The following is a 14,030-nucleotide window of genomic DNA, read 5'->3' on the forward strand; positions in this document are numbered from 1 at the left end:
CCAAACCTCAAAAATGAGCACAGAAGCCGCCTCGCAAGGGTGGCTTTTTTGGTCTTGTTTTTCTGATTTGATAGGATCAATCGCGATCATCCACCCATTCAGCAACGGCGGGATCATTGATGCTCACTCCTGATCAGCGGCGGGCCGCGGAAGCACCCCAGAGTGTGGCAGTGTTGGCAGGGGCCGGCACGGGCAAAACCCACATGCTGGCTGCACGCTACCTGTACCATGTGACGGCATTTGGCTGCTCCCCGATCGAGATTGTGGCGGTCACCTTTACCCGCAAAGCGGCGGAGGAGTTGCGATCGCGCATTCGGCAGGATTTACAACAGCTTTTGGCCACCGAAGCCGCAGCGCTGGCCAGTGGCCATCCATCAGCCCTGACCCAACTCTACGATCGCTGGCCAGGCTGTGACCTATTGGCCGATTTGGAAGCGGCGGCGGTGAACACTTTCCATGCCGTGGCGGGACAAATTTGCCGAGAACAAGCGCACCACTTAGAATTAGCGCCCAACTTCACAATTCAAGAGGCTTGGGAAACAAGTCTTTGGCAAAAGGAACAGTTAGATTTGGCGTTGGATGAGCTGCCAGAATCGCATTATGCGGCTGTGCCCTATTCCACTTTGCGCCCTATTTTGGAAGGATTATTAGCCGATCGCTATACGGCGGCACAGGCCTTGCAGCGCGATCGCGCCGATTGGGAAACACAGGTCAAAATTTGGCGACAAGCAGCGCTCGATCGGCTGGTGAATGCTCCCAGTTGGCAATCGGCACAACAGTTTTTATCCCAATGGGCTGGGAAGCCCGGAGACGGAGCCGAGGGCAATCGGCAGCGAATTTTGGAATTAATGGATGCGATCGCCCAAGATCGCGATTCCGATCAATGGGCCGCTTGGACAAAGGCGATTGATTTTAATAAAGGACGAGGCAGCAAGAAAAATTGGGATTCTGGGGAGCTTTTAGAATCCGTCAGAGCAGCAATGAAGGCTGTGAGAGGTCAAATTAACCAGGCCTTAAAAGAAGGAGCCATTCTTTGCAAATTAGGAGAAGTTGACGATCGCTTTGAGGAAAAACTGAAAACCATTCGTCAAGTCTATGTTTGGGTGCGTTCTCGCTTGGAAGTGGCGAAAAAGCAAGCCCGGATCATGGACTTTAGCGATCTGGAATGGTATGCCCTCAAGGCGTTGGAAATGCCGGAAGTTCAAGCCTACTATCGTCAGCGATGGCAAGCATTTTTGGTGGATGAATTTCAAGATACAAATCCAGTCCAAAGCGCCTTGCTCGATCGCCTGCAACACGATCGGGCAAAGGTGACGATCGTTGGTGACAGCAAGCAATCAATCTATCGATTTCGCCGGGCAGAAGTGGGGCTATTTCAAGATTGGTGCGATCGCCTGGCTCGGTCTGCCGAGGGCGATCGGGTCAGTTTGTCCCAGAGCTTCCGCACCCATCGAGATTTGGTGGTCGCGGGGAATGCGCTTTGTGAGCCGTTGTTGAACGAGTTGCACCAACCCTTACGGGGCGATCGGGCAGAACCACCCCTCGATCGCCCCGTGACCCTGTTGGCGGTGGCGGCCACCAGCAAAGCGCAGAAGGTTGCGATCCGGCGGGTGGCCGAGGCCCAGGCGATCGGTCAACGATTGCGCGATTGGGTCGATCGGGGATTGCTGATTTTTGATAAGGCCTTGGGAACCCCTCGCCCGCTGGAATTTCGCGACATTGCAATTTTGGGGCGCACCCATCGGCAACTGAGCATCATTGCCCAAACCCTAACGGCGGCGGGGTTGCCGGTGAATCTCTGCTCCGGCGACTTGCTGGATACCCGTGAGGCGAAGGATGGAACCGCTTTGCTCCGGTTTTTGGCAGATCCGCAAGATAGCGTGGCCCTGGTCACGATTTTGCGTAGTCCTTGGTTTGCGGTCAGCGATCGGGCCCTATTCGCGGTCAGCCGTCAGTTTCCAGCGCCGGAACCCGCCACCCCTGACGGATTCCCCGCGCCGCGCCGATCGCCCAATTGGTGGGCCGCTCTGCAAGAGTTGCTCACCGATTCCGTGACTTTCAATCAGTTAGACGAGGGCGATCAACAGGCCCTGAAGCGGGCGGTGGAGCAGTTGCGGCGCTGGCGGGGCGATCGGCGGCGGGAACTACCCTCCCAGTTGCTGCACCGGGCCGATCGAGCCACGGGCTACAGTGCCACGATCGCTAACTTACCGGACGGGGCCCGCCGCCTGCGGGATTGGCGCGACTTTGCCGACTGGATCGCCCAACTGGAGGAAGGGGTGGGCGACACCTTTGGCGTGGTGCGGCGGTTGCGACGCATTGAAACCGTGCGACGGCTGAATTCTGGTGACCTCAAAACCCTCTTTGCCCGATCGCCCCTGGAAGCCGGTAACGCCATTGACCTGATGACCATCCATGCGTCCAAGGGGTTGGAATGGCCGGTGGTGGTGTTGCCGGATCTGAATCCCCAGCGAGATTTCCAACAGTCAACTTCTTGGCGAATGAGCGCGGACTTGGGATTGGTGTTCCAGTGGCGTGATCAACCCCAGGAAAATCCACAAATTCCCGCCCTGTGGCACTTGCTGGCAGCGGCCGATCGGGAAGCGGAGCAGGCGGAAACCCGCCGATTACTCTACGTTGCTTTGACTCGGGCCCGCGATCGGTTGCTCCTGAGCGCCAATTTGCCTTGGCATGAAGAAAAGGCTGAAAAAGGTGAAAAACCGGACAAATCGGACAAATTCGAAACCAGCGAGGACGAAACGGGCGATCGCTTCCGGCCTTGGGATTGGGTGCAAGGGGTGGCCCAGGCCCAAGGCTGGCCGATCGACTGTGTGATGATCCCCGCAGACTCGCCGGATTTTCCCGATCGACCCGATCCAACCGATCGGCCCGATCCAACCAATCCAGCCAATTCCCAAAGCCCCCAAGACCCAACCGCACCGGGCGATCGCCCCCCAACCGCCCCCCGCCCACTTCCCGGCGACGGTCAGCCCCTTTGGGGTTGGGTGTCCTCCGGCTTGGATGAATTGCCCGTGGTGGCCCTCAGTGAATATGCACGCTGTCCCCGGCGGTTTGCTTGGCGCATTGTGGACGATCGCCCCCCCAGCGGTGACGGCCCCGCCCGATCGCGCCGGATTGGCACGTTGGTTCACCGGGCGATCGAACGGCGCATTCAAAATGTCGCTACCCTGGCAGCCCAGGATCCCGGATTGGATCTCGAAGCGGTTAGCGAAGCCCTGACCCTCGCCGATCGATTTTGGCAGGATCCCGCCTTGGTTTCCCTGAGCCACGATCCCCAAGCTCAGCAAGAAGTGCCGATCGGGTTTGATTTGGCGCTGCCTCACGGCCAAACCCTGCGGCTGAATGGGGTGGCCGACTGGGTGGGAACCACCGGAGTTTTGGACTTCAAGACCGATCGCGATCGCGTGCCCAGCGAACACCGACTGCAACTGTGGGCCTATGCCCATGCCTTGGGGGCCGATCGGGCCGCCCTGGTCTACTTGCGCCATCCCGATCGCCCGATCGAATGGTTCACTCAACCCCAACTGCAACCGCTGCAAGCCCAAGCGATCGAGATTGCCCAACGAATTCGGGCAGGACAATTTGACCCCACGCCGGGCCCCGCCTGTCAGTTTTGCCCTTACCACGACACCTGTGATGCGGCTCCAAAGGAACTTTCAACCTAGGCCATTACCGAGAACTGGGGCGATCGCGCAGCACATCCCCCGCCAAGGAAGACGGTTGCCGGATTGCCTCATAGGGCAGCGCCACAATTCGATCGCGCCCCTGCTGTTTGGCTTCGTATAGGGAGCGATCGGCCCCGGCAATCAGATCAGAAATTTCATCTCCCGACTGGGGAATATGGCTCATGATCCCAATGCTTAAAGTCACGTGGCTACTCACCTGGGAACCCCTGTGGGGAATCGCCAACTGATGAATTTGGCCGCGAATTTGATGTGCTAATTGCACCGCTTCCGCTAGGGTCGTATTGGGTAGCAAAATTGCAAATTCTTCGCCCCCATAGCGTGCCGCCAAATCACTACTTCGGCGGGCATGTTCCCGAAGAACTTGAGCGATCGCCACCAAGCATTGATCGCCCATTAAGTGGCCATAGGTATCATTATATTTTTTAAAATAATCCGCATCACAGAGCATTAAAGAGAGGGGTTGGGTCGATCGCAAACATCGATTCCACTCCGATTGCAGCACTTCATCAAAATGCCGACGATTGGCAATTTGCGTCAGTCCATCGATGCGAGCTTGGTGAGCCAATTGTAATTCTAATCGCTTGCGATCGGTAATATCCATTACCAAAAAACCAACACGATAGGGCTGATGATCCATATCAAAAATCGGAAAATAGGACACTAGCCAAGTGTTATCAATTCGAGATTGAGCAGAAATTTGGGCATTAATTTCCTGATTCAAAATCGAATCACCCGTGGTGAAAACCGCCTGAAACAGTGGCTCCAAACTCGATCGCAGACCAGGAACCACATCCCAAATCAAGCGCCCCAAATGCCCCGACTCCGGTAAGCCATTAATCTTCGCCAATACCTGATTCACCCGCACATAGCGATAGTGATGATCAATAATTCCCATGCCCCAAGGCGCTGCCGAAAAAAACGCATCCAGTTGCGCCTCGCTCAACCGTAAGTCAGCGGTACGCTCTTCAATCCTAATTTCCAACGTTTCCAGCATTTGCACCAAATCTGACCGAATCGCTTGGCGCTCTTGAACCGTTGCTGACAAAATTAGCCCCGTAATCGAAAGAATCCCGATAAATGATTGCAGCAAAATAATTGATTCATTGGGCGTGCGATCGGAGAAGGATCCTGTTCCTTGGGAAGTGGCGATAATTGCTGCCAAGGAAATGATCGCCACTCCCAATGCTGAAATCAGTTCTCCTAAGCGAAAAACACTCCAAATCAAAATTGCAAAGAGCACGTAAGCCAAAGGATAGCCATAAAAAAAGTCAATCCAAACAATGGCTGCGGTGAAAACCACAATGGCACTGCTTTCAAAAGTCCAGCGCATTGCTCGGTGCAACCCCGCAAAAATCTGTCGCCACCCCAATTCCTTGAGAAGCAAAATGGGAGGAGTAAAGATTAAGTGAGCCAACGTGCTTGCCAGCCACCAGGACAACCAACACACTCCATAGTCTTTCCAAGTAATCGTGCCAATCCAATAGGAAATGGTGATGCCCATGGTGGCAGACACGAAGGGCCCGGCGGCCGCTGCAATGACGAAAAAGGATGCGGATTGCACTCGACCGGAGGCGCGATCGAGCGTGGCTTTCTTCTGAAAAATCCATGTGCTGATCAAGGGCTGAAAGCAGTTGGCCAGGGTGCAAACTAAGTTAAAAAGAACAAAGCTAGCGAAAGAAAATTGCCAATCAAAAAATAATGGAACTAAGCCAAACATCGATCCACAAATGATGCCAGGCAGAGCCTTGAATCGGTAATAGTAAAAAATAGCGAAGGTAAGTCCTGAGGGTAGCCAAACCGAAGCAACCTTACCCGGCAAGGAGATAAATTCTAAGCTAACGGTTGCCAAGAGGGAGTAAACAACGGCGATCGCTAGGTTAGAACCAATAATCTTGAGGGAGTCTTGTCCAGAGAGATGCTGACGATCAGAATCAATCTCGTTGAGAATTCGCTGCCAAAATTTTCTCATCGTTTCATGGGTCTCTTGATGTTTATATACATGCCAATGCATATAACAGACTTGCAATGTTTTAAGTTTACAACTTTTGTTTTATGGATTCATGATCACAAATCCATAAAGTCTAACAAGAAGATTGTTTTTTGATCAAATAGATCTCTCCATGAATTTGATTCAAAAATCTGATCTAATGAACACAATCTTCAGGGCCTTGAAAATGCGCGATCGCTTAGCGTTGACCCACTTTGGGAAAAACACTAAAGAAATGACAAGCCTTAAGGCTTTCACCTATTTTTACCCATTGTCGATCCCAAGATCACCAGCCTAAGATAGGCGTTGCGTTTACACAGCATCCAACGCTGCATTCTGGTTAACGAATTAACGAAATGTTGACCGAATGCCGATGGATTGTTCACGGAAGTCCTCGATCGAGCGACAAGGACATTTTTATGAAATCAACGATTGGACTGGGTTTTGCGAAAACATTGGTTGTCACCCTGCTGACAACGGGGGTCGCACTGCCGGCGGTGGCGTTGCCGGTGGCCACGGCCCACAGTGCGACTGCCGCCCAGACAGACAAGCAAACCCAAAAGAAGCGCATTGTGGTGCTGGATTTTTATTACGGCAACACAGGCGACACGGGCTATTGGTCGAGCTACCGGGGCGGCGCTGCGGGCACGGGGGTGAGCGAGTTGGTGACCAATGCGCTGGTGGAAGGGGGTAAATATCGCGTGGCCGATCGCAGCCAAGTGGCGCGCACGGACGGAGAAGTGAGCACGGCGCGGGCGGTGGAAATTGGCAAGGCCAATGGGGTGGATGCGGTGATCATTGGCACGGTCACGCAGTTCACGGTGGAAAGTCGGCGGGCCAGCGGGGGCGCTTTTGGCATTGGGGGCAACTCGGAAGAGACGATCGCCCGGGTGAAGTTGTCGGCCCGCATTGTGGACACGGCCACGGGTGATATTTTGGGCACGGCGCGGGGGGAAGCGGAGGCCAGTTCCCGCAGCGGTGGCGGCTCGGTGTTTGGTGTTGGTGGCAGCAGCAGCAGCGCCGATGGCAATGCCCTGTTAAGCAAGGCGGTTGAAGAGGCCGTTGGTAAACTGGCAACGGATATTCAAGCGAAGTTTTAAGCGGTTTGGGCGAATTGGGCGAATCTCTTGTGCTGGTGCTGACCGATGCTCCTGACTCAGGATCCAAACCGATCGCCCTGCTCCATAGCTCTTAGCCCACGACTCTTAGGGGGCCTGAAAAGCCAAAACTGCCACCTTGCGGGTCTCAGCGATCGACGAAGACAAGGGGCTTAAGCCCCTTGCCCCCACGACTAGATGCTTTTCAGACATCCTCTTAATCCATGGCGAAATCGTCGTTTCGATCGCGCCGATCGGGGTTTGCTTCTCGCCTGCCGCCGGTCTCGCCCCCTGCTCCGCCGCCCGAATCTGCCCCACCGGCTCCTGTCCCCGTGCAGGAACCTGTTACGGCCCTCGCGCCGCTTGCCACTCCCTGGCAACTGACTTGGGGCCATGACTTGGCGCGATCGGGCGATTGGGACGGCGCGGCGATCGCCTATGGTCAAGCCTTGGCAGCCTACCCGGGAAATGGGTTAGCGGCCTTGGCGTTGGCGCGGGTGGAGCTACGGCGCGATCGGCCCGCTGCGGCCTGGGCTGCCTTGGAACCCCTGTTGCCCCAATGGCCCACCGCCGGGCCCCTGCTGCTCACGGCCAGCCAGGCCCAGGCGGCCCAAGGAGAACTAGCCATGGCGGAAGATTTGGCATTGCGGGCCTGGTTGGCGGATCCCGATCGCCCGGAAGCTCGCCGTTGGTTAGCCCAGCTTGATCGCTTGGCCCATTCTCCCTTTCAGCTCATCGATAGCTGGCGGGGACGACTGGCGGATCATTGGCTTTGGGCCCTGGCCGATCGATTGGGCCATCAAGAGCAGCTCACTCGCCTGGAAACCGCGACTCCCCTAGACGATCGCCCCTTTGCGGCCCAGGTGGACAACGGTTCCCTCTGGCATTGGCGGGGCATGGTGGGGGTGTTTGATGCCCAGCAACGGCTAATTTTGGAGCTATCCGATGGGGCCTTGCCCCGTTGGCTGCAAGTGCAACCGCCCAGACCGATGCCAACTGTGCAAGTGGCGGGCCGGGTGGCGGTGGTGGCCAGCGGCGCGGGGGATGCGATCGACCGTTGGTTTCAGGAACTGTTGCCCCGGCTGCAGGTTTTGCAAAGTTTGGAATCAGAGGGGGGAGCCTTTTGGGAACCCTTCGCGGCGATTGTGGTCGATCGCTTGGCCCATCCTTGGCAACGGGAAACCCTCGATCGCCTGGGCATTCCCGCCGATCGGCTGCTGGAACTCGATCAACACCTGCAAATCCAAGCCGACAGTCTCATTGTGCCGCGCCGCTTCAATGGCCCTTCCAGCTATGGGGTGGCCGCTCTGCGGGCCTTGGGAGCAGACTCGAATCGATCGACCCTGGTTGGGTTTCGGCAAACTGCGCCCAACTGCCGTCGTTGGGTACTTTCGGCCAGTGATGGGCGCGATCGCCCTTGGTTAAACGGCCCCGCCGTGGCCCAAGACTTGGCCCGTTGGGGGTTCAGCTTGCTGGATCCAGCCGCCTGCTCGTTGGCAGATTTAATCGGGATCTTTCAAACGGCCGAGGCGATCGTCTCCCCCAGTCATCCGGCCCTGGCACTGTTGCCCCTTTGCCCGCCGGACACGATCGTTCTGGAAGTTGGCTCCCGTACCTATCAACCCTTGGCGCAACTGGCAGGACTGCAAGGGCGATCAATCCCTGCGGAACCCGCACCCCCAGGTAACACCAGCCCAGTGCTTTGGGTGCGATCGGCTGAAGTGCGTGCCGTACTAGCCCGTTGTTTGCGAGGCCTGCGGGTTTAGCACCGCAATTTTCAGGCTAATACTCAGGAGGAGCGCCGCAATATTCATCAAAAACACCCACCCAAAATTCATCAACACAGGTCAAATTTGAGCAAAACTAATCCAAAAGACCCATCCGAAAAATATCCATAAAAAAATGGGAGCCGTTTAAAACTCCCACTCACCTGACTTTAGAGACCTTAGAGACTAGAGAGACTGGTATCCGAATCACGACAGTCGCTATCTGCCTTCGTGCTGCCGCTAGCGCAGTCCCCAAAAGTGCATGACCCCTTGTCGGGAAAGCAATTCTGTGATCATGGCCGCGAGGATGCCAAGCATTGCCAAGCGACCATTCCAGACTTCGGCGGTGGCGGTGAAGCCCCACGGATGGGCTGTGCGACTGTTGGTTTTCATCGACCAACTCCTATTTGTAAAATAATGTAACAAATACTTGTTGATCGTGCAACTTTGTTTCTCAAGGGCTTGCCAAATCGGCGGGAGTTGGCATTCTTTAGCGGTTGATTAGTTCCATGGATCAGCCCCGTTAATCCGCCCTAACAATCGCGGTGCTCATGGTGGTGTTCATGGTTGCCCCTGCGATCGCAAGAGATCCTCAATGGCCGATCGCAAAGGTAAGGCATCGATCGCCCCCGGGTTGGTGGTAGTCAGGGCCCCGGCCGCGCTGGCAAAGGCCACGACCGATCGGGCAACGGCCGGATCGGCCATGGCCGCCAGCCCCCGTGCCAACAGTTGCGTCACAAACCCCGCCGTGAAGGCATCGCCCGCCCCGGTGGTGTCCACCACTGGCACATTAAAAGCGGGCATCACTCCCCCATGGCCACTGATCCAGTAATGACAACCGCGCTCCCCGTCCGTGACCAGCACGGCTTCTAGGTGATCCAGCTTGTCCGCGATCGCCATGGGATCGTGGGTATGGAACAGCCAATCGGCCTCCTCCCGCGCCAACTTCAGAAAATCCACCCGCTCCAGCAACGGCATGATCGATCCCGGTGCAATGCCTGGGTCGGGCCAAAAGACTGATCGCCAGTTCACATCCAACACAATTTTGAGATAGTGCTCATCGGCCAAGTCCAGGGCCCGGCGGATGGCGGCGCTGCTGTCGGGATAGGCCAAGGCCAATGTGCCCAACACCAAGCAATCGGCCGCTTGGAACTGCCGCGCCAACAGCAAGGAAGCTTGCAGCCGAGTATCGGCAAATTCTCGGGTGTCGTGGCCAATGTATCCACCACTGCGAAAGGCGGCAAACTGTCGATCGCCCCGATCGTCCCGCAAGACGCAAACTTCACGGGTGGGGGCCGTGGGATGACGTTGCACCCCCTCCAAATTCACCCCCAAACTTTGCAGTTCCCCCAGCAGGCGATCGGCCGACTGCTCACTGCCCACACAGCCCACAAACCCAGCCGACACCCCCAACCGGCTGAGGGCACAAGCCACATTGGCCGGCGCACCACCGGGGTAGGTTGTCCAAGACTCCACCGCTTCGATCGATCGGCCGGGTTGATCAGCCAGACAGTCCCAAAGCAATTCACCCACGCAAAGGACTTGCGGGGAGGAGACGCGCGCAGTCGTCATGATCTCTCCTCGGTTAAGCTGGATTCGATCGGCCAAGGCCGACCTATCTAGTTATTTGGACTAGTTATTGGACTTATTGGACGGTTGATTGCTTAGACGGTTACTCGTGGTTATTCAGCCGTAGATCACCGCCCCATGGTGCTCCCGCCAGTCACGAAGGCAATTCAGCAAAATTCAGCAAACTTGATTTCAATTCAGCCAATTCAATTCAGCCAATTTAATTCAGCGGATGTTGCCACTCCCATCGGCAATCGGCAGGGTCTTCCGAAGACCGAGGGTTTTTAGCCCAGTTCAATGGGGTCTGTCCTCTGAATCCAGCATAACAAGCCACTTCTAGGCTGCTTGTGACAAAAAATGAATCTCTGTTAACGAGTGCATCCCTCTGTTAAAAGCAGTTGATTTAAAAACAGTTGATTAACCCTTGCCCAGGCCTTCATGAGGATCATGCCGCAGCGATCGCCGCTCTCAACCCCAGCCCCCACCGTTCATCCTCGCCCCGCTGGGCTAACGGAAACCGGGAGGCGGTCAAACATTGGGCAACGTCGAGGGCGATCGAGGGGGGCGTGGGGGTTGCGCCCGTTGCGGGTGTTGTTGTTGGTGGTTTGGCTGGTGCTGCTGGGTGGTTGTGTGGATTTGGATACGGAGGTGCGGTTTCCGGATGCCAACCATGGCGCATTGGTGCAAAGGGTGCGGCTGAGTGAAGGGTGGCAGGTGTGGGGCGAGGTCACGGCCAAGGCCTGGCTCGATCGCTGGGCCGCCCAAGCCAGGACGATCGGGGGTCAAGTGTTGGAGCAAAGCGATCGAACCCTGACGATCGCCATTCCCTTCCAGAACGGGCAAGATTTACAATCCACCTTTCAGACATTCAGCCAAACCCTGGGAATCGTCGATCGAGAAGCGGCGAAGTCGGGCGATCGCTCCGACCACCAGACCACCGCCGCCCAAACGAGATCCATTGCCAGAGGGGGCGATCGGCTGGCCGATCAAACGCCAAAGGTGAATGGGGATTCGTTGCCGGATCCGGCTTTGCTCGATCCCTTGGCCTTTCCCAGCCAGTTCCAATTGCAGCAGCAAAATTGGTTGGTCGCCGTCCGAAACCAACTTCGCTACGAGGTGGACTTGCGATCGCTGGCGGCCCTGGGCGGCGAGCAGTTGGCCCTGGTGGACACGAGCCGGCTCTTGCGTTGGCAATTTGGCTTGCGAGTGCCCCATTGGGGCCAAAGCACTATCCAACGGCCCCACCCGGAACCCGACTTGAACCCCCAAGCAGGACAACCGGGCCCGACCCAGCCCAACCGCCCCAGCCCCCAACGGCAACAGGGCCGCTGGGTTTGGACTCTGGAACCGGGCACGCTCACCACGATCGAAGCGGTGTTTTGGGTTCCCAGTTGGGTGGGCATTGGCGGCCTGATGATTGGGTTGTTGGGGGCGATCGGGTGGTGGCGTTGGCGACCGATCCCGATCAGTTCTCCCCCAGAGACAGAACCCGCCGAAACCCCCAACCCAACCGATTCAACCCCTGCCCACTGAGCCGTTTCCGTGCCCATCGGCACCCGATCGCCCCAGCCTCGGCCCTGAAAATGACTCTGAAAACTGTCGCCTGTGAACCTTGCGGAACGGGGGCATTTTTTAGAATAACCTCCACAGAACCCGCGCCCCAATCACTCCCTGATTCAAGCTTGGATCGGGGTTTAGACCACGGCTTGTTTGCTCAACCTCGGCCTACACACAACCTGACACTGTTATGACCGCCCAGCTTCGCATTCTGATGTGCTCGCCTGACCACTACGACGTGGATTATGTGATTAATCCCTGGATGGAGGGCAATGTCCACAAGTCCTCGCGCGATCGGGCAGTGGAGCAGTGGCAAAAACTCTACAAAGTGCTCAAGGCTCGGGCGATCGTCGATTTGGTGGAACCGGCCAAAGGTTGGCCCGACATGGTGTTCACCGCCAACGCCGGCCTGGTGCTGGGAGACAAGGCCGTTCTCAGTCGCTTCTATCACAAGGAACGGCAGGGTGAAGAACCCTACTTCAAAGCCTGGTTTGAGCAAAACGGCTTCACGGTTTACGAACTGCCCAAAGATTTGCCCTTTGAAGGGGCTGGCGATGCCCTGTTCGATCGCGAAGGGCGTTGGCTCTGGGCGGGCTATGGCTTCCGTTCCGAATTGGACTCGCATCCCTACCTGGCCCAATGGCTGGATATTGAGGTGCTGTCTTTGCACTTGGTTGATGAGCGGTTCTATCACCTGGATACCTGCTTCTGTCCCCTCGAAGGCGGCTACTTGCTCTACTATCCCGGTGCATTCGATGCCTACTCCAACCAACTGATTGAGCGACGGGTTCCGGCGGCCAAGCGGATCGCGATCGAGGAAGCCGACGCGGTGAACTTTGCCTGCAACTCCGTGAACCTGGGCCAAGTGGTGGTCATGAACAAGGCCAGCAACAGCCTGAAATCCGCCCTGGCGCGGGCCGGGTTTGAGGTGGTGGAAACGCCCCTCACGGAATTCCTGAAAGCGGGTGGCGCGGCCAAGTGCCTGACCCTGCGGGTGAATGAGCCGGTGATGGAAGATCGCCATGCGGTGGCCGGCGTTGAAACCCGTGTGATTCAAATGCAAGGGCACTTGCTGGACTCGGGGCTAATTAACCGCGCCCTGGACTTGATTGTGGAAGGGGGCGGCAGCTTCCAAGTGTTGGATTTCCGGTTGGGTGAGCAGCGCCAAAGCACCTCCGCCGCTCGGATCAAGGTTTCCGCACCGTCCCATGAGGTGATGGAAGAATTGATGGCTCAGTTGATCGATCTGGGGGCCGTGGCTCCGGACGATCGCGCCGAGCGGGATGCTCAGTTGGAACCCATTGAGCTGCCCGGCGTGGCTCCCGATGACTTTTACGTCACCACCATTTACCCCACGGAAGTACGGATCCAAGGCCGGTGGGTGCGTCTGCAAAACCAACGCATGGACGGGGCGATCGCGATCTCGGGCCTGAATGAAGGGCAACCGGTGGCTCGCTGCAAACTGCTGCGGGATCTGGAGTTGGGTGAATATGTGGTGACCGGCATTGACGGGATCCGCACGGTGCGCAAGGCCGAAGCCCGGGGCGATCGCACGGCCCGCGAGTCCCAGGAATTTACCTTCATGGGATCCGGCGTTTCCAGCGAGCGCCGCGTGGAGCTGGTGGTGGAACAAATTGCTTGGGAACTGCGCCAGGTGCGGGAACGGCGCGGCAAAACCGTTGTGGTTGCGGGGCCGGTGGTAATCCACACGGGCGGCGGTGAGCACCTTTCGCGGTTGATTCGCGAAGGCTATGTCCATGCCTTGTTGGGCGGCAACGCGATCGCTGTTCACGACATGGAACAGGCCTTGATGGGCACTTCCTTGGGGGTGGACATGAAGCAAGGAATCGCCGTGCGCGGCGGCCACCGCCACCACCTGAAGACGATCAACACCATTCGCCGCTGCGGCAACATTGCCAAGGCCGTGGAACAGGGCGTGTTGACCAATGGGATCATGTATGAGTGCGTCAAACAGGATGTGCCCTTTGTGCTGGCGGGATCAATCCGCGATGATGGCCCCTTGCCGGATACGGTGACGGACATGGTGGAAGCCCAGCAGGCCTACGCCCAACTACTGGAAGGGGCAGACACCATCATCATGCTGTCTTCCATGCTCCACTCGATCGGGGTGGGCAACATGACCCCAGCGGGTGTGAAGCTGGTTTGCGTGGACATCAACCCGGCGGTGGTGACGAAACTGGCCGATCGCGGCTCCCTGGAGTCCGTGGGCGTGGTGACCGATGTGGGTCTGTTCCTGAGCCTGCTGATGCGGCAGTTGGATAAGCTGGAAAGCCCCTACGAACTGGCAGTTTAGGCGTTAGGCGCTCAATGGGCTGGGTTTCGGGGC

The 14,030-nt window shown here is 57.2% G+C and carries 8 protein-coding genes; 5 read left to right on the forward strand and 3 right to left on the reverse strand.

The genetic code is table 11. The features are described 5' to 3' along the window. Positions 1-119: 119 nt before the first annotated feature. A complete protein-coding gene (locus ACZA91_RS05485; protein WP_463185127.1) occupies positions 120-3,686 on the forward strand; it encodes a UvrD-helicase domain-containing protein in 3,567 nt (1,188 codons plus the stop codon). Between the two features lie 4 nt (positions 3,687-3,690). On the opposite strand, the gene ACZA91_RS05490 is transcribed toward ACZA91_RS05485, so the two are convergent. Continuing rightward, positions 3,691-5,655 (reverse strand): sensor domain-containing diguanylate cyclase, encoded by a 1,965-nt coding sequence (locus ACZA91_RS05490; protein WP_463186392.1) that lies wholly within the window; start codon positions 5,653-5,655, stop codon positions 3,691-3,693. A gap of 458 nt (positions 5,656-6,113) precedes the next feature. Here ACZA91_RS05490 and ACZA91_RS05495 point away from each other — a divergent pair, with 458 nt between their 5' ends. Together ACZA91_RS05495 and ACZA91_RS05500 are read left to right on the forward strand one after the other, a co-directional pair. Next, positions 6,114-6,794, forward strand: a complete 681-nt coding sequence (locus ACZA91_RS05495; RefSeq protein WP_158234356.1) for a CsgG/HfaB family protein — start codon at positions 6,114-6,116, stop codon at positions 6,792-6,794. Positions 6,795-7,015: 221 nt separating this feature from the next. After that, entirely contained in the window at positions 7,016-8,557 is a 1,542-nt protein-coding gene (locus ACZA91_RS05500; RefSeq protein WP_463185130.1) for a glycosyltransferase family 61 protein, read from the forward strand. A gap of 240 nt (positions 8,558-8,797) precedes the next feature. Here the strand turns inward: ACZA91_RS05500 and ACZA91_RS05505 are convergent, their stop codons facing one another. Continuing rightward, entirely contained in the window at positions 8,798-8,950 is a 153-nt protein-coding gene (locus tag ACZA91_RS05505) for a chlorophyll a/b-binding protein (protein WP_099532288.1), read from the reverse strand. A gap of 168 nt (positions 8,951-9,118) precedes the next feature. Then, complete coding sequence (locus tag ACZA91_RS05510; protein ID WP_463185133.1) at positions 9,119-10,129, reverse strand: carbohydrate kinase family protein; 1,011 nt, start codon at positions 10,127-10,129, stop codon at positions 9,119-9,121. 435 nt (positions 10,130-10,564) lie between these two features. On the opposite strand from ACZA91_RS05510, the gene ACZA91_RS05515 reads away from it, so the two are divergent. After that, entirely contained in the window at positions 10,565-11,659 is a 1,095-nt protein-coding gene (locus ACZA91_RS05515) for a DUF3153 domain-containing protein (RefSeq protein WP_190535148.1), read from the forward strand. Between the two features lie 214 nt (positions 11,660-11,873). After that, positions 11,874-13,997: a bifunctional arginine dihydrolase/ornithine cyclodeaminase gene (gene argZ, locus ACZA91_RS05520; protein WP_190528812.1), complete on the forward strand. Its 2,124-nt coding sequence runs from the start codon at positions 11,874-11,876 to the stop codon at positions 13,995-13,997. Positions 13,998-14,030: the final 33 nt, after the last annotated feature.

The sequence above is a fragment of the Limnothrix sp. CMB-01 genome, assembly GCF_055193175.1.

Bases quoted from the DNA above. Each gene is read 5' to 3' on its own strand.
- ACZA91_RS05485 (WP_463185127.1), top strand. From the start codon at position 120: ATGCTCACTCCTGATCAGCGGCGGGCCGCGGAAGCACCCCAGAGTGTG.
- ACZA91_RS05495 (WP_158234356.1), top strand. From the start codon at position 6,114: ATGAAATCAACGATTGGACTGGGTTTTGCGAAAACATTGGTTGTCACC.
- ACZA91_RS05500 (WP_463185130.1), top strand. From the start codon at position 7,016: ATGGCGAAATCGTCGTTTCGATCGCGCCGATCGGGGTTTGCTTCTCGC.
- ACZA91_RS05505 (WP_099532288.1), bottom strand. From the start codon at position 8,950: ATGAAAACCAACAGTCGCACAGCCCATCCGTGGGGCTTCACCGCCACC.
- ACZA91_RS05510 (WP_463185133.1), bottom strand. From the start codon at position 10,129: ATGACGACTGCGCGCGTCTCCTCCCCGCAAGTCCTTTGCGTGGGTGAA.
- ACZA91_RS05515 (WP_190535148.1), top strand. From the start codon at position 10,565: ATGAGGATCATGCCGCAGCGATCGCCGCTCTCAACCCCAGCCCCCACC.
- argZ (WP_190528812.1), top strand. From the start codon at position 11,874: ATGACCGCCCAGCTTCGCATTCTGATGTGCTCGCCTGACCACTACGAC.